The organism is Thiocystis violacea (assembly GCF_016583565.1).
Lineage (GTDB): Bacteria > Pseudomonadota > Gammaproteobacteria > Chromatiales > Chromatiaceae > Thiorhodococcus > Thiorhodococcus violaceus_A.
Window position 1 is genome coordinate 1 of record NZ_NRRF01000035.1, and the last position, 25346, is coordinate 25346.

16 protein-coding genes and 1 riboswitch are annotated in these 25346 nt (G+C 65.7%); of the genes, 9 read left to right on the plus strand and 7 right to left on the minus strand.

Annotation, left to right across the window (positions count from 1 at the left end; all coding sequences use genetic code 11):
- Positions 1–244: 244 nt before the first annotated feature.
- The 7 genes from CKO23_RS14550 to metK form a co-directional block, all read right to left on the minus strand.
- Positions 245–1096, minus strand: a complete 852-nt coding sequence (locus tag CKO23_RS14550; protein WP_200332431.1) for a carbohydrate ABC transporter permease — start codon at positions 1094–1096, stop codon at positions 245–247.
- Positions 1093–1974 (minus strand): ABC transporter permease subunit, encoded by an 882-nt coding sequence (locus CKO23_RS14555; protein WP_200332433.1) that lies wholly within the window; start codon positions 1972–1974, stop codon positions 1093–1095. Before CKO23_RS14555 ends, CKO23_RS14550 begins: the two co-directional genes overlap by 4 nt.
- Complete coding sequence (locus CKO23_RS14560; protein ID WP_200332435.1) at positions 1971–3221, minus strand: ABC transporter substrate-binding protein; 1251 nt, start codon at positions 3219–3221, stop codon at positions 1971–1973. The genes CKO23_RS14555 and CKO23_RS14560 overlap by 4 nt, the downstream gene beginning before the upstream one ends.
- Before the next feature lie 73 nt (positions 3222–3294).
- Positions 3295–4608 (minus strand): MFS transporter, encoded by a 1314-nt coding sequence (locus CKO23_RS14565; protein ID WP_200332437.1) that lies wholly within the window; start codon positions 4606–4608, stop codon positions 3295–3297.
- Between the two features lie 628 nt (positions 4609–5236).
- Positions 5237–6073 (minus strand): methylenetetrahydrofolate reductase [NAD(P)H], encoded by an 837-nt coding sequence (metF, locus tag CKO23_RS14570; protein WP_242482451.1) that lies wholly within the window; start codon positions 6071–6073, stop codon positions 5237–5239.
- 227 nt (positions 6074–6300) lie between these two features.
- Positions 6301–7707, minus strand: a complete 1407-nt coding sequence (gene ahcY / locus CKO23_RS14575; protein WP_200332442.1) for an adenosylhomocysteinase — start codon at positions 7705–7707, stop codon at positions 6301–6303.
- A 22-nt stretch (positions 7708–7729) separates the two neighbouring features.
- Positions 7730–7817: riboswitch (S-adenosyl-L-homocysteine riboswitch) on the minus strand.
- A 16-nt stretch (positions 7818–7833) separates the two neighbouring features.
- Positions 7834–9024: a methionine adenosyltransferase gene (gene metK / locus CKO23_RS14580; protein WP_200332444.1), complete on the minus strand. Its 1191-nt coding sequence runs from the start codon at positions 9022–9024 to the stop codon at positions 7834–7836.
- 206 nt (positions 9025–9230) lie between these two features.
- Here metK and CKO23_RS14585 point away from each other — a divergent pair, with 206 nt between their 5' ends.
- The 9 genes from CKO23_RS14585 to CKO23_RS14625 all read left to right on the plus strand — a co-directional run bounded on the left by CKO23_RS14585 (position 9231) and on the right by CKO23_RS14625 (position 25153).
- Positions 9231–9788, plus strand: a complete 558-nt coding sequence (locus tag CKO23_RS14585) for a thioredoxin family protein (RefSeq protein WP_200332446.1) — start codon at positions 9231–9233, stop codon at positions 9786–9788.
- Between the two features lie 399 nt (positions 9789–10187).
- Positions 10188–12191, plus strand: a complete 2004-nt coding sequence (gene tkt, locus CKO23_RS14590) for a transketolase (RefSeq protein WP_200332448.1) — start codon at positions 10188–10190, stop codon at positions 12189–12191.
- Between the two features lie 101 nt (positions 12192–12292).
- A complete protein-coding gene (gap, locus tag CKO23_RS14595) occupies positions 12293–13294 on the plus strand; it encodes a type I glyceraldehyde-3-phosphate dehydrogenase (protein WP_200332450.1) in 1002 nt (333 codons plus the stop codon).
- Positions 13295–13528: 234 nt separating this feature from the next.
- Positions 13529–14710 (plus strand): phosphoglycerate kinase, encoded by a 1182-nt coding sequence (locus CKO23_RS14600; RefSeq protein ID WP_200332451.1) that lies wholly within the window; start codon positions 13529–13531, stop codon positions 14708–14710.
- A 69-nt stretch (positions 14711–14779) separates the two neighbouring features.
- Positions 14780–16222 (plus strand): pyruvate kinase, encoded by a 1443-nt coding sequence (gene pyk, locus CKO23_RS14605; RefSeq protein ID WP_200332452.1) that lies wholly within the window; start codon positions 14780–14782, stop codon positions 16220–16222.
- Between the two features lie 106 nt (positions 16223–16328).
- The gene (fba, locus tag CKO23_RS14610) at positions 16329–17393 is read left to right on the plus strand and encodes a class II fructose-bisphosphate aldolase (protein WP_200332453.1); all 1065 of its coding nucleotides are present in this window, start codon (positions 16329–16331) and stop codon (positions 17391–17393) included.
- A 143-nt stretch (positions 17394–17536) separates the two neighbouring features.
- Positions 17537–21529, plus strand: a complete 3993-nt coding sequence (locus tag CKO23_RS14615; RefSeq protein ID WP_200332458.1) for a PAS domain-containing protein — start codon at positions 17537–17539, stop codon at positions 21527–21529.
- Positions 21526–21957, plus strand: coding sequence for a response regulator (locus tag CKO23_RS14620; protein ID WP_200332460.1), 432 nt, complete (start codon positions 21526–21528; stop codon positions 21955–21957). Before CKO23_RS14615 ends, CKO23_RS14620 begins: the two co-directional genes overlap by 4 nt.
- Before the next feature lie 4 nt (positions 21958–21961).
- The gene (locus CKO23_RS14625; RefSeq protein WP_200332462.1) at positions 21962–25153 is read left to right on the plus strand and encodes an EAL domain-containing protein; all 3192 of its coding nucleotides are present in this window, start codon (positions 21962–21964) and stop codon (positions 25151–25153) included.
- The last annotated feature ends 193 nt before the right edge of the window (positions 25154–25346 follow it).

Consider the following 25346-nt stretch of genomic DNA (forward strand, 5'->3'; position numbering starts at 1 on the left):
TACCCCTTCACCGCCCCCGCCGTCAGCCCGGCTACAATGCGCCGCTGGAAGAGATGGGTAGGATGGGCAAAGTCCGCGCCCCGAGATCGAGCTTGGCCACAAGACTTGGCGGACGTGCCCATCTTGCAAGACGCCGAGCGGAGATGATGGGCACGCCCGTCGAACGCCCGCCTCCGCAGCCGGACCTCATCACAGGGGCTTTGCCCATCCTACGTGATCTTCCCCTTTCCCACTGACAACCGCCTCACCCCTTCACCGCCCCCGCCGTCAGCCCGGCCACAACGCGCCGCTGGAACAGCAGGATCAGCACGACCACCGGAATCGTCACCACCACCGAGGCCGCGGCGATGGAGCCGGTCGGCTGCTCGAAGCGCGAGGCGCCGGTGAAGAAGGCAATCGCGGCCGGCACGGTGCGCGAGTCCGTCGTCGAGGTCAGTGCCGCGGCGAAGAGAAAATCGTTCCAGGCGAAGATGAACACCAGAATGGCGGAGGCGAAGACGCCAGGCGCCACCAGCGGCAGGATCACCCACCGGAAGGCGCCCAGCCGGGTCGCGCCGTCGACCCGTGCCGCCTGCTCCAGTTCCCAGGGGATCTCGCGGAAGAAGGCGGAGATGGTCCAGATGGCGAGCGGCAGGGTCAGCGTGATGTAGGGGATGATGAGTCCCAGCCAGGTGTCGAAGAGCCCGAGCAGGCGCCAAAGGTCGAATAGCGGTCCGATGATGGCGATGGGCGGAAACATGGCGACGGCGAGCGCCCCGACCAGCACCGCCTGACGCCCAGGAAACCGCAGCCGGACGATAGCATAGGCCGCCAGGGTCGCGAGCGTCACCGAGATGGCGGTTGCAATGAGTCCAATGCCGAGCGAGTTGCCCAGGGCGGCGGGAAACTGCGGATCCCGAAAGACGGCCGCATAGTGCTCCAGACTGATCGCGCGCGGGAAGAAGTGCCCGTCCGTCAGCGTGCCGGCCGGCTTGAGCGAGAGCGATGTCAGCCAGGCGACCGGCAGCAGGGCGTAGACGATCAGAACGACGACGGTGAAACGCCAGAACAGCCGTTCGACCAAGGAACTGCCCTCGCCGGCTGGCCTCGCACTCATTCCTGCCTCCCTGCCCGTCGCAGGACCCCGACGCCGAGCAGACGGACATAGATCAGGGCGATGACAATCGTCCCGACGAAGATGAGCACTGAGACCGCAGACCCGAGCCCAAGGTTGAGTCGGGCGATCAACGCCTGATAGGCCAGGATGGAGACCGACTCCGTATCCTGCGCCCCGCGCGTCTGGACATAGACGGTGTCGAAAATCCGAAAGGCGTCCAGGGTGCGGAACAGCAGCGCGACCAGGATCGCCGGCTTCATCAGGGGCAACGTGATGTGCAGGAGCCGCTGCCAGGCGGTCGCTCCGTCAACGCGCGCCGCGCGGATCAGGTCGCCCGGCACCAGCGTGAGCCCGGCCAAGAGCAGCAACGCAACGAAGGGCGTGGTCTTCCAGATCTCGGTCGCGATGATGACGAAGAAGGCTGACCAGCGCTCCGCGAGCCAGGCCTGATCCAGTCCGAGCAGGGCGTTGACGAATCCGGTCGTGGGATCGAAGGCAAAGCGCCAGCCCAAGGCGGCGACCACGGTGATGATGGCATAAGGCACCAGCGATGCCGTGCGCAGGGCCACGCGGCCGAAGATGGCCCGATGCATCACCATTGCCAGGGCAAAGCCCAACAGCAGCTCGACCGCAACCGACCCGGCCGTGATGAGCAGCGTGTTGAAGAGCGCGCGCCACCAGACCTCGGCGGTCAGCACGGTCGCATAGTTGGCGAGCCCGACGAACGCCTGCTGGTCGGGAAAACGCAGATCGTAGCGGTGCAGCGACAGCCAGATCGCATAGAGGATCGGATAGGCCGTCACCAACAACATCGCAAGAACCGCCGGCGCGCACAACAGCCACCCCAGGCGGCGCTCATCCAGCGCCGGACGGCTCACAGCAACCCCTCCGAATGCAGCGCGCGCTCGACCGCCGCGCGCAGTCGATCGACGTCTCGCTCCGGGTCGATCTCGCGCAGCGGGTGCAGGGTCCGGCTGATGGCGAGCGAGATGTCGCTATACACAGGCGTCGGCGGACGCTGAACCGCGTCCGCAAGGGTCTGCCGCAAGACCTCGGCAAAGGGAAAGATGGCGCGGATCTGGGGGTCGTCATAGAGGGCAGCGATGGTCGGCGGCAGACCGCCCATGCGCGCGGCCAGGCGCTGATTGCCCTCGGACACCAGACAGGTCGCCGCCTCGAAGGCCAGCGCGGGATGCCGTCCCTTGGCGCCGATGCCGATGTTGATGCCGCCGATGGTGACATGACTCTGCATGCCCGGCTCGACCGCCGGCCAACGCGCCCAGCCCATCTGCTCGGCGACCTCAGGGGCATTGGCCTGGGCACTTGGCCAGACATAGGTGTAATTCAGCATGAAAGCGGAGCCGCCGCCCTCGAAGGCGAGCCGGCACTGGTCCTCGCGGCTGCTCGCCAGCGCGGGATCGGAGGCCGGCGAGCTGGCCAGCCGCTTCATGATCTCCAACGCCTTGCGCGTGGGCGCCGTCTCCAGAGAGACCTGCTTGCCGCTCGCGTCGAGCACCGAACCGCCCGCCGACGCCAGCAGCGAGACGAAGAAGACCGTCAGCCCCTCGTAACGCTCGCCCTGCGCCTGGATCCGTCCGTCCGGGCCGATGGACTCGGCCAGCTCGATCATCGCGCCCCAGGTCTGCGGCGGTGTCGGCACACGGTCGGTGCGATACCAGAGGAGCTGGGTATTGGTGGTGAAGGGCGCCGCCCAGAGACCACCCGCATAGGATCCGCTGGCGACGGGTCCGGCGATTCTGCCCCGCAGCACGGATGGCGCGGCCTCCTCCGGCCAGGGAAGGAGCCAGCCCGCCTCGGCAAACTCCGCCGTCCAGATGACATCCATGCCGATGAGGTCGATGTCGGTATCACCCGCGGCCAAGCGCCGGACTAAGAGCTCGCGCTGCAGGTCGGCATCCGTGGGCAGATCGGCGAGATCCAGGCGATAGCGGCCCCGCGATGTCTCAGCGCAGCGGCGGGCCGCCTCCTCGAAGGCGCCGGACTGCTCCTTGAAGACATACCAGCGCAGTGTCGGCGGACCCTCGGGCGCCGCCCGCTCGCAACCGTGGAGCAGGAGCGTCAGGGCGGGAATGAGCCAGGAGATGCGGGTGGATTGGACCGGCATCCCCTGACCTTAGGGGGCTTCCGCCAAGGGGTCAACCGCCCTTCGCGGCAATCGCGGTGGTTCGGCCGCCCGGTCAGTCCACGGCCTGCGCAACCGCCGGGACCGGAAAGCGGGCGCGCACCAGAACGCAGGCGAAGAAAAGCAGGATGTTGATGATCCCGACCAACACGAAGGGCGCCCTGGGATCGATGCCGTCGAAGATCCGTCCGCCCACGGCCGTGATCAGCAGAATGCCGATGGCACCGGCAATATTGAATGCGCTGAGGACGGAGCCGCGCGTCGCCTTGGGCGCCTCCTGGCCGATCAGGGACTGCGCGCCCAGATAGACGCTGATCTGACCAATGCCCAGCAGGATGTAGAACACCAGCCCGCCCCCCGGCGTCGGATCGACGAGCCAGATCACCGAGAGGTTGCCGATGGCCGCGAGCACCATGGACAAGCCCAAGGCGCTGACCCGATCCATCCGATCCATCAAAGGCCCCATGATCGGCGCCCAAACGAGGGCGGCGACCTGTGCGAGGATGAAGATGAGGGTGCCGTTCTTGACCGCCTCGGCCGTATCCATCCCCGCCGCCAGGCCGGCCGTGGTGCCCCAGAGGATGAGGAAGGTCGCATTGATCGACTGGTCGCCGCGCGCGATGAAGGCCGCCGCGTAGGAGAGCAGCACGCGCGGGTTGCGTGCCTGCCTGAAACCGCTCATGAAGAGATCCCGCACGCCGGGGCGCTCCTCACGCCGCACCGGCGTCCCCTTCTGAAGGCCGAAGAGCACCACGAAGGCGACGGCAACCGCCAGCGCGGCCACCGCATAATGGGTGTAGTAGCCCGCCTCGACGCCGTCCATGCCGCCGGCGGTGAGCGTCTTAGGCAAGCCGCCGAAGAACTGGTTGGTGAAGACGATGCCCAAGCCACTCAAGAGACCGACGATGGCGACCAGCTTGCCCCTCGACCGCTCGGCGGGATAGTCGACCAGCACCGTGGAGAGTCCGCCCGCGATGGTCACCACGCCCAAGGCATAGACGAAGCGGTAGACATAGAGATCGTCCACCCCGGTGGCCCGCGGATAGAGCACATAGGTCGCGGCCAGCAGCAGGAAGCCCATCGCGAAGATGGAGCGTCGCCCAATCCGGTCCACGAGAATCCCCACGGGCATGAAGAAGGTCAGGGTGACGATCTCGGTCCAGAACACCAGGTCGCCGCTGATGGTGCCCTGCTCTCCGATCGGGATGCCGAGGTGCTCGTTCAGGATGTAGGTTTGACCGATGGAGATGAAGGTCATCAAGCCGATGGAGAAGAAAGCGCCCACCAGCAGGGTCACGCCCTGCAATCGCGTCACGCTCGGGGCGAGATGGATGGGGCCGATCCGGTAGGTTCGGTCAAGGTCGGACATAGAGGCGTGTCTCTGGGCCGTTGGCCGTTGCGTATGGAGGGAAGGATAAGGGTCGCGATTATTCCATCACTTGCCTGTCTCGCCTAATTCCGCTCACCGCAACGGCATGGGGTGCCTCGACCAGGGTGCCCGGACCAAGCCACGCGCATCCGAACACACGCCATCTCGACTCAAAGCGAGAACGCCTGCTGGGGCAGCCGGGCGAGGCATGGCGATACGGACGCATGCGCGCCTCCAACTGGGTCGGCGAACGCGCGGGGGAGCGACCGGAAGAAGGGAAAACCGAAGGGCCGAAAGAAAAAAAGCCGCTCGAAAGAGGTGAGCGGCTTCTAAAGGAGGAGTGGATGATTTCGCGGGGATAAGGTTAGCAACCTGATCGACCGCGAAGATTTGAGATTTCGCAATCGAACGAAATGAACCGACCATCGTGTGCGGAATCTGAGACCTGCCGCACAAATCGGACGCCTGCCGCTTGACTGGCTCGCGCCTGGAACAGCGGTCCGGATAGGGGCTCTCAGCGACCAGCACGCAGCTTGGCGTAGAGCGCCGGTGGCGGCGTGGCACCGAGGAACAGCGCCACGGGAGCCCGCGAAGCACTCGCATCGGCTCCCGAGCGGGCACCCTCAGGTCAATGCGATGTCGGCAGCCCCAGCTCCTCCCAGAGCCGCAGGACCGGCTTGGACTGATTCATGGTGTAGAAGTGGATCCCAGGCGCCCCGCCCTCGATCAGGTGACGGCAGAGCTTCAGCACCACCTCATGCCCGAAGGCCCGGATGCTGTCGACGTCATCGCCGTAGCTTTCGAGTCGACGGCGTACCCAACGCGGGATCTCCGCCCCGCAGGCATCCGAGAAGCGGGCCAGCTGGGTGTAGTTGGTAATGGGCATGATGCCTGGGATGATCGGCAGATCGATCCCCGCCTCGCGGCAGCTCTCGACGAAGCCGAAATAGGCGTCCGCGTTATAGAAATACTGGGTAATGGCCCCGTCCGCGCCCGCCTCCACCTTGCGTTTGAAATTCTCCAGGTCGCGGGCCGGGCTACCGGACTGCGGGTGGTACTCGGGATAGGCGGCGACCTCGATGAAGAAGGCATCGCCGAATTCCGAGCGCACGAAGCTGACCAACTCGTTGGCATAGCGGAAGTCGCCGCCATGCCCTCCGCCCATGCCAGAGGGCATGTCGCCGCGCAGGGCCACCAGGCGCCGAATCCCCTGGTCGCGATAGCGTTCGAGGATCTCACGGACCTCATCACGGGTGGACCCGATACAGGCGAGGTGTGGCGCGGTGTCGATACCTTGGCCGCGAAGCCAGTCGACGGTCTCGAAGGTACGCTCGCGGGTCGAGCCGCCAGCGCCATAGGTGACGGAGAAATACTGAGGACCGACGGCGTTGATCCGCTCGATCTCGTGCTTGAGCTTTGCCATCCCCTCCGAGGTCTTGGGTGGGAAGAGCTCGACGCTATACATTGGTGCTTCTTGGAGAGGTGCTTCTTGGGTCTCAGTCGACATAGTGAGCCTCCAGCCTCCAGCCGCCACCAACACAACCGGCGGGTTGGCTCATTGCTGGCAACTGGAGGCCCAGATGTTCAAGCGCCCCTTCAGGCCGCGAGCCTGAGGGGGCTTTGGATACGGCCACGCCCACCCGGCGCGACAGGAGCGCCCGATGGAAGCTGGCCGCTGGAAGCGGGCGGCCTTTAGTAGCGGTAATGATCCGGCTTGTAAGGCCCGTCGACACTGACACCGATGTAGGCCGCCTGCGACTCCGAGAGCTTGGTCAGCTTGGCGCCGATCTTACCCAGGTGCAGTCGCGCCACCTCCTCGTCCAGGTGCTTGGGCAGCACATAGACACCGATCGGATACTCCGCCGTCTTGGTGAAGAGCTCGATCTGAGCCAGCACCTGGTTGGTGAAGCTGTTGGACATCACGAAGCTGGGATGACCGGTTCCGCAGCCCAGATTCACCAGACGCCCCTGGGCCAGCAGGATGATGCGCTTGCCGTCGGGGAAGATGATGTGGTCGACCTGCGGCTTGATCTCTTCCCACTCGTACTTGCTGATACCGGCAATGTCGATCTCGTTGTCGAAGTGCCCGATGTTGCAGACGATGGCCTGGTCCTTCATCGCGGCCATGTGGTCGTGGGTAATGATGTCCTTGTTGCCGGTGGCGGTGACGAAGATGTCGGCGATCGGGGCCGCATCCTCGATGGTTACCACGCGGAAGCCTTCCATCGCCGCCTGCAGCGCGCAGATGGGATCGACCTCGGAGATCCAAACCGTGGCGCCGAGCCCGCGCAGCGACTGGGCGCTGCCCTTGCCCACGTCGCCATAGCCGCAGACCATGGCGATCTTGCCGGCGATCATGACGTCGGTCGCCCGCTTGATGCCATCGACCAGCGACTCGCGGCAGCCGTAGAGATTGTCGAACTTGGACTTGGTGACCGAGTCGTTGACGTTGATGCCGGGGAACAGCAGGGTACCGGCCTTCGCCATCTCATAGAGACGGTGCACGCCGGTTGTCGTCTCCTCGGTGACGCCCAGGATGGCGTCCGCCATCTTGTGCCAATGCCGATTGTCGCGCTCGAAGGTGCGCCCCAGCAGACCCAGAACGGCCGTCCATTCCTCGTTGTCATCGGCGGTCGGCGCGGGCACCGCGCCCGCCTTCTCGTACTCGACGCCCTTGTGGACCAGCAGGGTGGCATCACCGCCGTCGTCCAGGATCATGTTCGGACCCTTGCCGTCCGGCCAGTTGACCACCTGCTCGGTGCACCACCAGTACTCCTCCAGCGTCTCGCCCTTCCAGGCATAGACCGGAATACCGGCAGCCGCCATGGCGGCGGCGGCGTGATCCTGCGTCGAGAAGATGTTGCAGGAGCACCAGCGCACCTCTGCGCCTAGGGCGACCAGGGTCTCCATCAGCACCGCGGTCTGGATGGTCATGTGCAGGCTGCCGGTGATGCGCGCACCGGTCAGCGGCTTGGAGGCGCCGTACTTCTCGCGCAGGGCCATCAGGCCCGGCATCTCGGTCTCGGCGATGTTCAGCTCCTTGCGGCCGAAGGCGGCCAGGGAAATATCGGCAACTTTGTAGTCGGTAAACTCACTCATGGTTAATCAACTCTTGATGAATCGTGAGTGAGCGCCGTTGAAAAAGTCGACCCAATCGCCGAGCCTGGCCCGATCCGTTCTGGGATCGGGTCGCAGCGCTCCTCGGCGCAGGGTTGTTGATGGGGCTTAGATCCCCGCGGCCTCTTTCAGCATCTCGGCCTTGTCCGTCCGCTCCCAGGTGAAGCCCGGCTCGGAACGACCGAAGTGGCCATAGGCCGCCGTGTCCTGGTACTTGATGAGATCGCGGTTGGTCAGGTCCAGCATGCGCATGATGCCGTAGGGGCGCAGATCGAAATGCGCGCGGATCAACTCGATGATCCGATGCTCGCTGATCGCGCCAGTACCGAAGGTGTCGATGGAGACAGACGTCGGCTCGGCGACGCCGATGGCGTAGGAGACCTGGATCTCGCACTTCTCGGCCAGGCCGGCGGCGACGATGTTCTTGGCGACGTAGCGCCCGGCATAGGCGGCGGAGCGGTCGACCTTGGAGGGATCCTTGCCGGAGAAGGCGCCGCCGCCGTGACGGGCCATGCCGCCGTAGGTGTCGACGATGATCTTGCGCCCGGTCAGACCGCAGTCGCCCACCGGCCCGCCGATGACGAACTTGCCGGTCGGATTGATGTGGATCTTGGTCTCGGCCTTGAGCCAGCCGGTGGAGTCCAGCACCGGTTTGATGATCTCCTCCATCACGGCCTCGTGCAGCACGCTCTCGCTGACGTCGTCGCTGTGTTGGGTGGAGAGCACGACCGCATCGACCGCGACCGGCTTGCCGTCGGCGTAGCGCATGGTGATCTGGGACTTGGCGTCCGGGCGCAGCCACGGCAGAGCGCCGTTCTTGCGGACCTCGGCCTGACGCTTGACCAGCCGGTGCGCGTAGTCGATCGGCGCAGGCATGAGCATGTCCGTCTCGTTGGTCGCGTAGCCGAACATCAAGCCCTGGTCGCCGGCGCCCTGCGCCTCTTCGCTCTCGCGGTCGACACCTTGATTGATGTCCTTTGATTGCTCGCCCAGCGCGATGAGCACGCCGCAGTTGTTGCCGTCGAAGCCGCAGTCGGAGTTGTCGTAACCGATATCCTTCACAACGCGGCGCACGACCTTCTCATAGTCGATCTTCAGATCGGCGTCGGTGACCGTGATCTCGCCGGCCAGCATGACGAAGCCGGTCTTCACCAGGGTCTCGCAGGCCACGCGCGCCTTGGCATGGTTGGGGTCGCGGCGATAGATCTCGTCGAGTACGGCGTCGGAAATCTGGTCCGCCATCTTGTCCGGATGGCCCTCGGAAACGGATTCAGATGTGAAGATGTAGTCCTTGCTCATAAAAACGAGGCCTGATCGGGGCGCAGGATCGCGCGTGAATGAAGCCGCGCATCATACCGTTTCGATCGCGACCGGAAAACCCAGCCGGCGAGAGAGAACATCGCCGCCGAATCCTAGCGGGACAAAACACGGGATTTGGATTCCACGGCGCTTCCGGTACCATGCCGCGACCACTGTAAACCAAGCACAGAGCTCGGAGGTTCCGCATGGCTTCGACTGAAACCCCCGTTTGCGACTTCGGCGCCCCGGCGCCAGACTTCTCGCTGCCCGGTGTCGACGGCAAGACCTGGACCCGCGACGACTGCAAGGGCGAGCGCGGCCTGCTGGTGATGTTCATCTGCAATCACTGCCCCTACGTGCAGGCGGTGCGCGACCGCCTCGTCCGCGACGCCCGCGAGCTGGCCGAACTCGGGATCGGCTGCGTCGCCATCAGCTCCAACGACGTCAACGACTATCCCGAGGACTCCTTCGACAACATGGCGCGCGTCGCCGAGGAGCACGCCTTCCCCTTCCCCTATCTCTACGACGCGAGCCAGGAAGTCGCCAAGGCTTACGGCGCCGTCTGCACCCCGGACTTCTTCGGCTACAACGCCAACCTGGGGCTGCAGTACCGTGGACGGCTCGACGCCAGCCGCAAGGAGGCCGCGCCCGCGGACGTTCGACGGGATCTCTTCGAGGCCATGAAGCTGGTGGCGGAGACGGGTGCCGGACCGAAAGATCAGATTCCGAGCATCGGCTGCTCCATCAAATGGCTGGCGAGCTGAAGGGCGCGCGAAAAAAGGCGACGGAAAAAGCTGGTCATTTCGGGCGCCAATTCTTAATATTAGCAACTTATAAATCTGTTTCTAGCGCCATAAGTTTGTTTTGATTCCGGGGTTTGGGTGTTTTGGTACAGAATGGCGCTCCTGTGAGGGCACCACGACCCCGCACCCTCGTTTCTGCGGAGGCACCCCCTTCTGGAACGAATCCCGCGCCCTGCGTGGCCGCAAGCCCGCTAACCGCCACCCAGCGCTGCGCCACGACCCGTCTCATCGTTTGTTGCTCAATCAGCTTGTTGGTCAACCAGTTTGTTGTTCAATGAGTTCGTTGCTCAGTGAAATCAGGCTGCCGACGGTTGCGGCCCACGCAAGATTTTGGTCACCGATAGCTTAGAGGAGGGGCTCATGTCCTCACGTAAAGAACTCGCCAACGCCATCCGGGCGCTCGCCATGGATGCGGTGCAGAAGGCCAACTCAGGCCACCCGGGCGCCCCCATGGGCATGGCGGACATCGCCGAGGTGTTGTGGAACGACTTCATGACCCACAACCCGTCCAACCCGCACTGGGCCGACCGCGACCGCTTCGTGCTGTCCAACGGTCACGGCTCCATGCTGATCTACGCGCTGCTCCACCTGACTGGCTACGAGCTGGGCATCGAGGATCTCAAGCAGTTCCGCCAGCTCCACTCCAAGACCCCTGGCCACCCCGAGTACGGCTATGCACCGGGCGTCGAGACCACCACGGGTCCGCTCGGCCAAGGCATCACCAATGCCGTCGGCATGGCGATCGCCGAAAAGGCCCTGGCCGCCGAGTTCAACAAGCCCGGCCATGAGATCGTCGACCACAACACCTATGTCTTCCTGGGCGACGGCTGCCTCATGGAAGGCATCTCGCACGAGGCCTGCTCGCTGGCCGGCGCGCTGGGGCTGGGCAAGCTCATCGCCTTCTACGACGACAACAACATCTCCATCGACGGCGAGGTCCGCGGCCATGGCGACACGCCCGGCTGGTTCCTCGACGACACGCCCAAGCGCTTCGAGGCCTACGGCTGGCAGGTCATTCCCAAGGTCGACGGCCATGATCCCGAGGCCGTCAAGACCGCGATCGAACAGGCGCGTGCCGCCGACGACAAGCCGACCCTGATCTGCTGCCAGACCATCATCGGCTACGGCTCGCCCAGCAAGCAGGGCAAGGAAGAGTGCCACGGCGCCGCGCTCGGCGAGGACGAGATCGCGTTGACCCGCGAGAACCTCGGCTGGAATTCTCCGCCCTTCGAGATCCCGGACAGCATCTACCAAGGTTGGGATGCCAAGGAGCGTGGCGCTTCGGCGGAAGCCGACTGGAACGCCAAGCTCGATGCCTACGCCAAGGCCTTCCCGGCCGAAGCCGCCGAGTTCAAGCGCCGCATGGCCGGCGACCTGCCCGCCGACTGGTCCGCCAAGGCGGATGCCTTCGTCGCCGCCGTGGTCGAGAAGGGCGAGACCATCGCCTCGCGCAAAGCCTCGCAGAACGCGCTCAACGGCTTTGGCCCGCTGCTGCCCGAACTGATGGGCGGCTCGGCCGACCTCGCCGGCTCCAACCTGACGCTCTGGAAGGGCTGCAAGGGTGTCAGCAAGACCGACGGCGGCAACTACATCTTCTACGGTGTCCGCGAGTTCGGCATGTCCGCCATCATGAACGGCATCGCCCTGCACGGCGGCTTCGTCCCCTACGGCGCGACCTTCCTGATGTTCTCCGAGTACGCCCGCAATGCCCTGCGCATGGCGGCCCTGATGCGGATCCAGTCGATCTTCGTCTACACCCATGACTCCATCGGCCTGGGCGAGGACGGACCGACCCACCAGCCGGTCGAGCAGATCCCGACGCTGCGCATGATCCCCAACATGAGCGTCTGGCGTCCCTGCGACGCGGTCGAATCGGCCATCTCCTGGAAGCTCGCCATCGAGCGGACCAGCGGCCCGAGCTGTCTCATCTTCTCGCGCCAGAATCTGGCCCACATGGCACGCACGGACGAGCAACTCGCCAACGTGGCGCGCGGCGGCTATGTGCTGCGCGACTGCGCGGGCACGCCGGACGCCATCATCATCGCCACCGGCTCCGAGGTCGAGCTGGCGATGAAGGCGGCAGAGGCCATGAGCGACAAGGCGATCCGCGTCGTCTCCATGCCCTCGACCAACGCCTTCGACGCCCAGGACGCGGCCTATAAGGAGTCCGTGCTGCCCAAGGCCGTCACCGCCCGCGTCGCCGTCGAGGCCGCGGTCACGGATGGCTGGTGGAAGTACGTCGGCAGCCAGGGCGCGGTGCTCGGCGTCGACCGCTTCGGCGAATCCGCCCCGGCCGGCGCACTCTTCAAGGAATTCGGCTTCACGGTCGACAACCTGGTCGCCACGGTGAAAGGCGTCCTTTAGGACGCGATGACCATCGGGTGGCAGGCGCCACCCGAGCAGGTTGCCTCACTGACAACTGACATCTGACCACTGACAACTTCCCTAACAGGAGCTTAATAAGCATGACCATCAAGGTTGGCATCAATGGGTTTGGCCGTATTGGCCGCATGGCATTCCGCGCGATCAGCAAGGACTTCCCGGACATCGAGGTCGTCGGCATCAACGACCTGCTCGATCCCGAATACCTCGCCTACATGCTGAAGTACGACTCCGTCCACGGTAACTTCCAGGGCGACATCGCCGTCGACGGCAACACCATGATCGTCAACGGCAAGAACATCCGTTTGACGGCCGAGCGCGATCCCGCCAACCTCAAGTGGGGCGACGTCGGGGCCGAGCTGGTCATCGAGTGCACCGGCTTCTTCCTGACCGAAGAGACCTGCCAGAAGCACATCGACGCGGGCGCCAAGAAGGTCGTGCAGAGCGCGCCTTCCAAGGATGCCACCCCCATGTTCGTCTACGGCGTCAACCACAAGACCTATGCCGGCCAGGCCATCGTCTCCGCAGCCTCCTGCACCACCAACTGCCTGGCGCCGGTCGCCAAGGTGCTGCACGACAACTGGGGCATCAAGCGCGGCCTCATGACCACCGTCCACGCGGCCACCGCCACCCAGAAGACGGTCGACGGCCCCTCCATGAAGGACTGGCGCGGCGGGCGCGGCATCCTGGAGAACATCATCCCCTCCTCCACCGGCGCGGCTAAAGCCGCCGGCAAGGTGATGCCCGAACTCAACGGCAAGCTGACCGGCATGGCCTTCCGCGTGCCCACCTCCGACGTGTCGGTGGTCGACCTCACCGTCGAGCTGAACAAGGACGCCAAGTACGAGGAGATCTGCGCCGCCATGAAGGCCGCCTCCGAGTCCGGCGACCTCGCCGGCGTGCTGGCCTATACCGACGAGAAGGTCGTCTCCACCGACTTCCGCGGCAAATCCACGCCGTCCGTCTTCGACGCCGAGGCCGGTATCGCCCTGGATCCGACCTTCGTCAAGGTCGTCGCCTGGTACGACAACGAGTACGGCTACACCTGCAACATGCTGCGCATGGTGCAGCACGTCGCGAAGTAGGATGGGTAGAGCGCAGCGAAACCCATCAAGGCGCCGGACCGACCGGCGTCGCGATGGCGTTCGCTGCGCATCCCGAAACTGATGGGTTTCGCGGCGCTCGCGCCGGCGCGACATTGCCGGGATAGAGGCAGCCGCTCTACCCATCCTACAAGCCGACGGCCCCAAAGAGGCTTCAGGCAAGGCCCACCTTGGACCTGAACCCTTTACATAACAACGATTCAAGAGGATACGACTATGTCCTTCATCAAGCTCACCGACCTCGACCTGGCTGGCAAGCGGGTGCTGATTCGCTCCGACCTCAATGTCCCGGTCAAGAACGGCAAGGTCACTTCGGACGCCCGCATCACCGCCTCCATGCCAACCTTCGAGCACTGCATCAAGGCCGGCGCCAAGGTCATGGTCATGTCCCATCTTGGCCGCCCCGAGGAAGGCGTCTTCTCCGAGGAGAACTCGCTCAAGCCGGTCGCCGACGACCTCGGCGCGAAGATGGGTCGCGAGGTCCGCTTGATCCGCGATTACCTGGACACAGCTCCCGAGATCGCCGACGGCGAGCTGGTCCTGCTCGAGAACGTCCGCTTCAACAAGGGCGAAGGCAAGGACAACGAGGAGCTCTCCAAACACTACGCCGCGCTCTGCGACGTCTTCGTCATGGACGCCTTCGGCACCGCCCACCGCGCCCAGGCCTCCACCCATGGTGCCGGCAAGTTCGCGCCGACCGCCTGCGCCGGCCTGCTGCTGAGCGAGGAACTGGATGCCCTGCGGAAGGCCCTCGCCAAGCCGGCGCGGCCCATGGTCGCCATCGTCGGCGGCTCCAAGGTCTCGACCAAGCTGACCGTGCTCGAAGCCCTGTCCGAGAAGGTCGACCAGCTGGTCGTCGGCGGCGGCATCGCCAACACCTTCCTCGCGGCCGCGGGCCACAACGTCGGCAAGTCCCTGTGCGAGCATGATCTCATCCCGACGGCTCAGGCCCTGATGGAGAAGATGACCGCCCGCGGGGCCACCATCCCGATCGCCACCGACGTGGTCTGCGGCAAGCAGTTCGACGAGAACGAGCCCGCGGTGACCAAGTCCGCCGCCGACGTGGCCGACGACGACATGATCTTCGACATCGGCCCGAACTCCGCTCAGGATCTGGCGGACATCATCGCCAAGGCCGGCACCATCGTCTGGAACGGCCCGGTCGGCGTCTTCGAGTTCGACCAGTTCGGCGGGGGCACCAAAGCCGTCTCCATGGCGATCGCCAACGCGGCCGGCTTCAGCCTCGCCGGGGGCGGCGACACCATCGCCGCCATCCAGAAGTACGACATCTACGACAAGGTGTCCTACATCTCCACCGCCGGCGGCGCCTTCCTGGAGTACCTCGAGGGCAAGACGCTCCCCGCGGTCGCCATGCTGGAAGCCCGCGCCAAGGATTGATCTCACTTCCCGACGCCACCTCCGGTCAGCGCGGCCGGGGGCGGACGACGAGAAGCTGGAAGCTGACATATGCCTAGACGTACAAAAATCGTCGCGACCCTTGGGCCGGCGACAGATCCGATTTCAGTCACCGACGACATCATCGCCGCCGGCGTGGATGTCGTTCGCCTGAATCTCTCTCACGACAGCCACGAGCGCCATCGCGAGCGCGCGGCAAGCATCCGCGCGCGTGCCCTGCACGCCGGACACGAGATCGCGGTCCTCATGGACCTCCAGGGGCCCAAGATCCGCATCGGCAAATTCGCCGACGGCAAGATCCAGCTGGCGCGCGGCGACGCCTTCGCGATCGACGCCGCCTGCGCCCTGGACGAGGGCGACCAGAGCCGGGTCGGAACGACCTATGCCCGACTCGCCAACGATGTCCGTCACGGCGACACCCTGCTGCTCGACGACGGGGCCATCGAGCTGTGGGTCGAGGCGGTCGCCAATGGCCGCATCGACTGCAAGGTGGTGGTCGGCGGCACGCTCTCGAACAACAAGGGCATCAACAAGAAGGGCGGCGGCCTCTCAGCCCCGGCCCTGACCGAGAAGGACAAGGAAGACATCCGGTTCGCGGCCGAGATCGACGCGGACTACCTCGCCGTCTCCTTCGTCCGCAAGGGGGACGACGTCCGGCTCGCGCGCGAACTCTTCCAGACGGCCGGAGGGCGCGGCGGCATCGTCGCCAAGATCGAGCGCGCCGAGGCGCTCGACGACATCGACGACATCATCAACGCCGCCGACGCCATCATGGTGGCGCGCGGTGATCTGGGCGTGGAGATCGGCGACGCCGAGCTGCCAGCGGTGCAGAAGCGCCTCATCAGCCGCGCCCGGGATCTCAACGCCGTGGTGATCACGGCGACTCAGATGATGCAGTCGATGATCGAGAATCCGATCCCGACACGCGCCGAGGTCTTCGACGTCGCCAATGCGGTACTCGACGGCACGGACGCGGTCATGCTCTCCGCCGAGAGTTCGATCGGAAAAAATCCCGCCAAGGTCGTCGAAGCCCTGGACCGCATCTGCCTGGAAGCCGAGAAGAGCGTAACGCGCTCGGGCCACCGCATCGACTCGGTGTTCGGCCGCGTCGACGAGGGCATCGCCATGGCGGCCATGTACACCGCCAATCACCTGGGCGTGAAGGCCATCGCCGCATTGACCGAGACGGGCTCCACGGTGAAATGGATGTCGCGTATCAGCTCGGGCATCCCCATCTACGCGATGACCCGTTTCCACGAAACGCGCCGCAAGGTCCGTCTCTTCCGCGGCGTCTACCCGGTCGCCTTCGATGTCGCGAGCACCGACATCCACGAGGTCAACCGCGAGGTGATCGAGCAACTGCTCGCCAGCGGCACCGTCCAGAACGGCGACCTGGTCATCATCACCAAGGGCGATCGCTCAGGGGTTGAAGGCCAGACCAATATCATGAAAATCATGCGGGTCGGCGAGCACAAGCTTCTGAACGATGACTGAAGGACAGTGGTCGGGGGACGGTCGTCCAAGGACAGACGACACTGACTTGAGACTGGCCACTGACCACAATCCACTGACCACTTAACACTAGACACGAGGACTACCCATGGCCCTGATCTCACTCCGCCAGATGCTGGATCACGCCGCCGAACACGGCTACGGCGTGCCCGCCTTCAACGTCAACAACCTGGAGCAGATGCGCGCCATCATGGAAGCCGCCGACGAGACCGACTCCCCGGTCATCGTCCAGGCATCAGCCGGTGCCCGCAAATACGCCGGCGCACCCTTCCTGCGCCACCTCATCCTCGCCGCCATCGAGGAGTGGCCGCACATCCCGGTCTGCATGCACCAGGACCACGGCACCTCCATGCCCGTGTGCCAGCGTTCCATCCAGCTCGGCTTCTCCTCCGTCATGATGGACGGCTCGCTGGGCGAGGACGGCAAGACACCCACCTCCTACGACTACAACGTCGACATCACCCGTCGCGTCGTCGAGATCTCGCACGCCTGCGGCGTCTCCGTCGAGGGTGAGCTGGGCTGCCTGGGCTCGCTCGAAACCGGCCAGGCCGGCGAGGAAGACGGCATCGGCGCCGAGGGCACCCTGGACCACAGCCAGCTCCTCACCGACCCGGAAGAGGCCGCGGACTTCGTCAAGAAGACCGGCGTCGACGCCCTGGCCATCGCCATCGGCACCTCGCACGGCGCCTACAAGTTCACCCGTCCGCCGACCGGCGACATCCTGGCGATCGAGCGCATCAAAGAGATCCACAAGCGCATCCCGACCACCCATCTGGTCATGCACGGCTCCTCCTCCGTGCCCCAGGAATGGCTGGCCATCATCAATGAGTTCGGCGGCGCCATGGGCGAGACCTACGGCGTGCCGGTCGAGGAGATCGTCGAGGGCATCAAGCACGGCGTGCGCAAGGTCAACATCGACACCGACCTGCGCATGTCCTCCACCGGCGCCATTCGCAAGTTCCTCTCCGACAACCCCAAGGAGTTCGATCCGCGCAAATACTTCATCGCCGCCACCAAGGCCATGAAGGACATCTGCAAGGACCGCTACGAGGCCTTCGGCACCGCCGGCAACGCAAGCAAGATCAAGGCACTGTCGCTGGATGCCATGACCACCCGCTATGCCAAGGGCGAGCTGGATCCCAAGGTCAACTGATCCGCAACGGCTCGACCTCAGGGTCAAGCGAAGGGCGCCGCGAGGCGCCCTTTTTCGTTTGGCGCCCGCGCGAGCGAACCCGCCGATTTGCTATAGTCCACCGACACCAGGATTGTGAGCCGAAGGCGCTGGAGCCTCATGCCATGAAGGAGCACGCGAGCAGGCCCAAGTCACCCTGGCTGGCCGCCCTCCTGGCCATGCTGTTGGTGCTGGCCACGGAGCAGGTGATCGACCGACTGGCCCAGGGGCGCGCCCTGGAGCAGGAGCGCGTCAGCGTCTTGACCAACCTCTCCGCGGTGCGCGCGCGTCTGCAGGGTGTCATCAACGCCCACCTGCTCCTGGTGCACGGCCTGACCGCCGTGATCTCCGCACATCCGGACATCGACCAGGCGGAGTTCGCCCGCATCGCCCGGGGGTTGGTGGATGCGCGCCACGCGCTGCGCAACATCGCCGGCGCGCCCGATCTGGTCGTCTCGCTCATGTATCCCCTCGCCGGCAACGAGGCGGCGCTCGGACTGGACTACCGAACCCATTCCACGCAGAGCCAGACCGCGCTGCGCGCGATACGCACGGGTCAGTCGACCCTCGCCGGCCCGCTGCCCCTGCTGCAGGGCGGCATCGGCATCATCCTCCGCGAGCCGGTCTTCATCCCGGCGAGCGAGCCCGATACGCAACCGCGCCCCTGGGGTCTCGTCTCCGCCGTCATCGACGCCGACACCCTCTATCGCCAGGCGGGGCTCCTGGACGAGCACTCCCAACTGCAGCTCATGCTGCGCGGCACTGACGGGACCGGCGCCAGGGGACCGGTCTTCTTCGGCGACCCGCGGATCGCCGACCAGCAGCCCGTGACGCTCGCGATCGACCTGCCCGGCGGCAGCTGGCAGTTGGCGGCCATCCCCAAGCGCGGCTGGGGAGAGTCATCGCTCATGCTGTGGCTGATCCGGCTGGCCGGGTTGATGACCGCCCTGGCCGCCGGCGTCATGACCTACCTGCTGCTGCGCCGCACCCTGGCTCTCGCCCGCACCCAGGGACGCCTGCGGACACTGCTAGATACCATTCCGGATCTCATCTGGCTGAAGGATCCGAACGGCGTCTATCTGGCCTGCAACCCGCGTTTCGAGCAGCTCTATGGGGCACCGGAGGCCGAGATTCTGGGCAAGTGCGACCGCGATTTCGTCCCCGCCGAGGTTGCGGACCTTTACTGCGCCAAGGACCGAGCCGCCATCGCCGCCGCCGGCCCCGTGGTCAACGAAGAGTGGCGCACCTTCGCCAACGACCGCCATCGCAGTCTGTTCGAGACCATCAATACGCCCGTGCTCGACCCCCAAGGGCGCGTGCTCGGGGTGCTCGGCATTGCCCGCGACATCAGCGCACACAAAGAGGCCGAAGAACGCATCCGTGGTCTCAACCGCATTCACGCCGTGCTGACAGGCATCAATGGGGTCATTATGCGCATGCGCGACCCGGACCGGCTGTTTTGGGAAGCCTGTCGTGTCGCGGTCGAGGTCGGCGGTTTCCGCATGGCCTGGCTCGGCATGGCGGACCCGCAGAGCGGTCTGCTACGCCCGGTTGCCCATGCCGGAGAAACGGGGGACTATCTGGAGCAGTTACGCATCCCGCTCGCCGATACGCCCCGATCGAGCGGCCCCGCCGGCCTCGCCCTGCGCTACGCCGAGCATTGCGTCTGCAACGACATCGTCCAGGATCCGCGCATGGTCCCCTGGCGCGAGGCCGCACTGGCGCTGGACTACCGTGCCGTCGCCGCGTTCCCCATCATGGTCGAGGATCAGGTACGCGGCACCCTGAGCCTCTATACGAACCAGGTGGGCTTCTTCGACGCCGCTGAGCTCGACCTGCTTGACCAGCTCTCGACCGACATCGGCTTCGCGCTCCACCTGCTGGAGAGCGACCAGGCGCGTGAGACGCTCAATCGGCGCCTGGCCGATTTGCTGGAGACCATGAGCGACGGCTTCGTCAGCCTGGACCGCGACTGGCGCTTTCAGTACGTCAATCCCCAGGCCGGTGTCCTGCTCGGCCGCGATCCTGCGGAGCTGGTTGGCGCAGAACTCTGGACCGAATTCCCCGGCGGCATCGACCGTCCGATCCAGGACGCCCTGCAGAAGGCGATGCGCACGGGTGAAATGACTCGGGTGGAGGACTACCTGCCGCCCCAGGCACGTTGGCTCGAGAACCGCATCTATCCGACCCGTGATGGCCTTTCGGTTTTCTTTACTGACATCACCGAGCGCAAGGTCACCGAGCAGGCGCTACGTCGGCAGCGTGACATCCTCGATCGCACCAGTCGTCTTGCCCAGGTTGGCGGCTGGGGATTCGATGTCGGCACGGGTGAAGGCTCCTGGACCGACGAGACCGCGCGCATCTACGACCTCGAGGCGAGCGAGCGGGTAAGCGTCGCCGAGGGGCTCGCTGCCTTCTCCGGCCCCGACCGCCTCGCAATCGAGCACGCGATCCGCGACGCGATCGAAAACGCCCGCCCCTACGAGCTGGAGCTCGAGCTGACCACGGTGAAGGGCGCACGCAAGTGGGTGCGCACCATCGGGCTGCCGGTGCAGGAGAAGGGGCGCGTCGTCCGGCTGGAAGGCGCCATTCAGGACATCACCAGCCGCACGCTCGCCGAGCGCGAGGCACGCGAGCGCAACGCGATGCTGGATCTGGTGTTCCAGGTCCTGCCCGATCTCTTCTTCCTCATGGACGCGGACGGGACCATCCGCGACTACCGCGCCAGCCGCGACGGTGACCTCTATGTCGAGCCGGAACACTTCCTCGGCCGACGGATGCAAGACGTGCTGCCGCCGCCGATCGCTGAACTCTTCGAGCGCAATCGCGTCATCCTGGAGCGCGACGGTGGGCTGGTGACCTACGAGTACGACTTGAGGCTACCCGATGGGGCGCGGCGCTTCGAGGCACGCCTCAGCCGCCTTCCCGAGACCACCAGGCTCGTCGCCGTGGTGCGCGACATCACCGAACGCGTCCACGCCCAGGCGGCGCTCGAAGCCCAGCGCCGGGAGACCGATGTCCTGGCGACGCTGCTCGAGCGCTCCAGCCAGCCGATGGCGGTCGGCTACTTGGATGGACGCCTCGGCCTCTACAACCAAGCGTTCCTCGACCTGATCGGCTACGATCGCACGGATGTCGACGGGGCGAATTGGCTGCAAGCCCTCACCCCGCCAGAGTGGCGGGAGATGGAGCGCGCCGCACTGGAGCGCATCCATCGTGGCGGCCAGCCGCTGCGTTACGAGAAGGAATACACCCGCAAGGACGGCTCGCGGGTCCCGGTCGAGCTCTACGCCCATGAAATGCTCAAGGCCTCGGGAGAGGTCGACTACTACTACGCCTTCGTCACGGACATCACCGAGCGCAAGCGCATCGAGGCGGCCGGCCAACGCCTCAACGCCGAGCTGGAAGCGCGCGTCCAGGCACGCACCGCGGAGCTGGCGGCCATCAACAAAGAGCTTGAGACCTTCACCTACTCGGTTTCCCATGACCTCAAGGCCCCGCTGCGCGGGATCGACGGCTACAGCCGGCTGCTGCTGGAAGACCACCTGGACCAGCTCGACGAGGAGGGCCGGCTGTTTCTGCGCAACGTGCGTCAGGGCGTGGAGCAGATGGGTGAGTTGATCGAAGACCTGCTCGCCTACTCGCGCATGGAGCGGCGCGGACTGCTCGAGGTACCGGTCGACCTCGGCGAGCTGATGACTCGGCTCCTCGCCGAGCGGGAGAAAGAGCTTCGGGCGACAGGCGCGAAGGTCGAGGTCGATCTAACCGGACTCAGTGTCCGCGCCGACCCCAACGGCCTAGCCATGGTGCTGCGCAACCTGCTCGACAATGCGCTCAAATTCCATCGCCCCGACGAGCCGCCCCTGATCCAGATGAGCGGCCGAGCGGCCGCGGATGTCGTCGAGGTCAGCATCCGCGACCATGGCATCGGCTTCGACATGCGCTTCCATGACCGTATCTTCGACATCTTCCAACGGCTGCAGCGTGCCGAGGACTATCCCGGCACCGGGATCGGCCTGGCCATCGTACGCAAGGCCGTGTTACGTATGGGCGGACGCATCTGGGCCGACAGCGCTCCCGGGCAGGGCGCCACCTTCCATCTGGAGCTACCGCGATGATCGACGACACGGGTCTGCGCCCCATCCTGCTGGTCGAGGACAACCCCATGGACCTGGACCTCACCCTGCGCGCCCTCAAGGGCCGCAGGCTCACCAATCCCATCGAGGTGGCGCGCGACGGCCAGGAGGCGCTGGACTGGATCCCGCGCTGGGAGGCCGGTGAACCGCTGCCGCTGGTAATCCTGCTCGACCTCAAGCTGCCCCGCATCGATGGGCTCGAGGTGCTGCGGCAGCTGCGCGCGCACCCGCTCACCCAACCCCTACCAGTCGTGGTCCTGACCTCATCCGGGGAGGATCGCGATGTCGACGCCGCCTACCGCCTCCACGTCAACTCCTACATCGTCAAACCAGTGAATTTCGACAAGTTCATGGAGGTCGCGGCGCAGATCGAGCTCTACTGGTGCCTGTTCAATCGCCCGCCGAGATGATGCCATGCACGTCCTGCACGTCGAAGACAATCCAACCGACGCCGATCTCACCCAACGTTTGTGCACTCGCCAGTCGCCGGAGATCGAACTCGACCTGGTGACGAGCCAGGCCGAGGCACGGGAACGTCTGCGAGACGCAAACAGCTATGACCTGGCGCTGGTTGATCTGCGCCTGCCGGACGGCTCTGGTTTGGAGCTGCTCACCTGGATCCGCGAACACCAGCTACCCCTGGCCGTGGTGATGTTGACGGGTTCCGGGGATCAGGAATCGGCGATCGCCGCCCTCCAAGCCGGGGCGGACGACTATCTGACCAAGGATGTCGATGCCCTGGAGCGCCTGCCCGCGACCCTACGCGACGCCTGCAAGCGCTTTTCCGAGGCCCATCGTCGCCGCGCACGCCCCCTGCGGGTGCTCTATGCCGAGCACAATCGCGCCGACATCGACCTGACCCAGCGCCACCTCGCCCGTTACGCCCCCCACATCCGGCTCAGCATCGTTCGAGACGTGCAGGCGCTACTGGCGCGTCTTCCGGCCGATTTACAGGGTGTTTTGGACTTCGATCTGGTGCTCCTGGACTACCGCCTGCCGGGCCTGGACGCCCTGGAGGCGGTCAAGGTGCTGCGTGCCGAGCGTGGATTGGACATCCCGATCGTCATGGTGTCGGGGCAGGGCAGCGAGGCAGTGGCCGCGCGCGCCATCCACCTCGGGGTCAACGACTATGTCTCCAAGCACCAAGGCTATCTGCACCAGATTCCGGCAACACTTGAGAATGCCTGGGGGCAGGTGGAGCTGGCGCGCGAGCGCGCCAGCCTGCAAGCGACCTCCGAGCGGCTCGCGCTCGCGCTGGCGGCGAGCCCTGTCGTCCTCTATACCCGCAGCCTGAGCGCGCCCGGGCTGCCGCTCACCTGGGTCAGCGAGAACGTCACTCGACTGCTCGGCTACACAGCTGCCGAGATCCTCCAAGCGGACTGGTGGACCGCCCGCCTGCATCCCGACGACCGGGAGGACACGCTGGCACGCCTCGCCGACCTGCCCAAGAGCCGACGCCTGGCGCACACCTACCGGTTCTTCGATGGGCAAGGCCAGGTTCGCTGGATCCAGGACGAGCTCACGCTGGTCGGCACGGGCGAGCCTGGCGAGGCGACCGGGGCCTGGCGTGACGTCACCGGGCCCAAGCAGGCGGAACAGGTGCGCGAGACGCGCATGACCGTGTTGGACGCCCTCATCGAGGATCGCTCGCTCGCCAGCATCCTCGGCGAGATCACCCGGCGCCTGGAAGACATCTGCCCCTACATGCGGGTCATCATCGCGACCCTGCCCGCCCCACGCACACCGCCCGAGCAGGAGGGAACTGACACCTCACCCGCCGATTGGGTCCTACCCCTCGCGGACGAGACGGGGCAGATGCTCGGGCACCTCCAGGTCCGCTACGCGCAGGCGCGCGAACCGACGCCGACGGAGCGCGATCTCGTCGGCGAGTTCGCGCGGATGGCGGCTCTAGTGGTCACGCGCGTGCGCACCGACACCCGGCTGCGCCAGGCGGCCGCCCTGTTCGACGGCACCCGCGAGGGGTTCATCGTCACGGACCTGGACACCAGGATCCTCGCCGTCAACCGCGCCTTCGCCGAGATGACCGGCTACGGCGAGGAAGAGATCCTGGGCCGCACGCCGAGCCTGCTGCGCTCGGGCCGGCAGGACCCCTCGTTCTACCAGTCGATGTGGGCCAGCATCATGGCCTCCGGGCACTGGCAGGGCGAGATCTGGAACCGGCGCAAGGACGGCGAGCTCTATCCGCTGATCCTGAGCATCAGTGCCGTCTACGACAGCCAGCGGCGGCCAACCCACTACGTCGGCACCATGACCGACATCAGCCGCTTGAAGGCGTCCGAGACGCGCCTGGAGCACCTGGTCCACTATGATCCCCTGACCCACCTGCCCAATCGGCGCCTGCTGCAGTCGCGGCTGCAGCACGCCCTGGATCACGCAGATCGGGGCAAGCACCTTGTCGCCGTGCTCTTCATCGACCTGGATCGCTTCAAGACCGTCAATGACAGCCTGGGACACCCGGTCGGCGACGAGCTGCTGGAGGCACTGGCTCGGCGACTCGGCGAGCGATTGCGCGAGGACGACACCCTCGGACGCCTGGGCGGCGACGAGCTGCTGGTGCTGCTCGAGCACCTGGAGCGTCCCGAAGACGCCGCCGGGGTCGCTCAGACACTGCTGAACCTGCTGCAGCAACCCTTTCGCCTGCCAAGCGGACCCGAACTCTACATGGGCGCGAGCATCGGCATCAGCCTCTATCCGGACGACGGCGACACGGTCACGGATCTCATCAAGCATGCCGACGTCGCCATGTACCAGGCCAAGGAAGAGGGCCGCGGCACCTACCGTTTCTATACCCCCGCACTGACGCGGGCGGCACAGGAGCGCCTGGCGATGGAGGCGCGTCTGCACCGCGCGCTCGCGAACAACGAATTCGAGCTCTACTACCAGCCGCAATTCGACGCCCAAGACGGCCGGCTGATCGGCTGCGAGGCGCTGGCGCGCTGGCACTCGCCCGAAGAGGGGCTGATCGCCCCCCTGCGCTTCATCCCGCTCGCCGAGGAGACTGGGCTCATCGTGCAGCTCGGCGACTGGGCGCTACGTAGCGCCTGCGCGCAAGGCAGGGCATGGCTGGACGCGGGTCTGACGGACCTGATGATCGCGGTCAACCTCTCCGGGCGTCAGTTGCGCCAGACCGACCTCGCACATCAGGTCAAGGGCATCCTGGAGCAAACCGGGCTGCCGCCGCAACGGCTCACGCTCGAGCTGACCGAGAGCATGATCATGGACCAGGGCGAGCAGGCCGTTGAGCTGTTGCAGGCGCTCAAGGCGCTCGGCGCCTGCCTGTCCATCGACGACTTCGGCACCGGCTATTCCTCGCTCGCCTACCTCAAGCGCTTCCCCATCGACGAGCTGAAGATCGACCGCGACTTCGTGCGCGACATCCCCGAGGACCAGAACGACATGGAGATCGCCGCGACCATCATCGCCATGGCGCGCAACCTCAAGCTCAGGGTGATTGCCGAGGGTGTGGAGACGCAGGAGCAGCTCGATTTCCTCAAGCGCCAAGGCTGTCACGCCTGTCAGGGGTATCTCCTCGGGCGGCCAGTCCCAGCGGCGCAATTCGAGCAGCTCTACCTCGCCTCGCGCTGAGGCCGCACTCACCGCCGTGGTGCGCGTCCTCGCCCCTTCTTGGTGCGAGCACGGCATCATCGCGCGGAGCAAGACAGACGGCGGCTTTTGTGGGATGGTTAGCCGTCACGCAAGGCTCCGACCGCTTCGACGCCAGCCGCTTCGCGACTCGCCATGGAGCCTTTCTCGCATCCCCCTTGAGATCTCAGCCTAG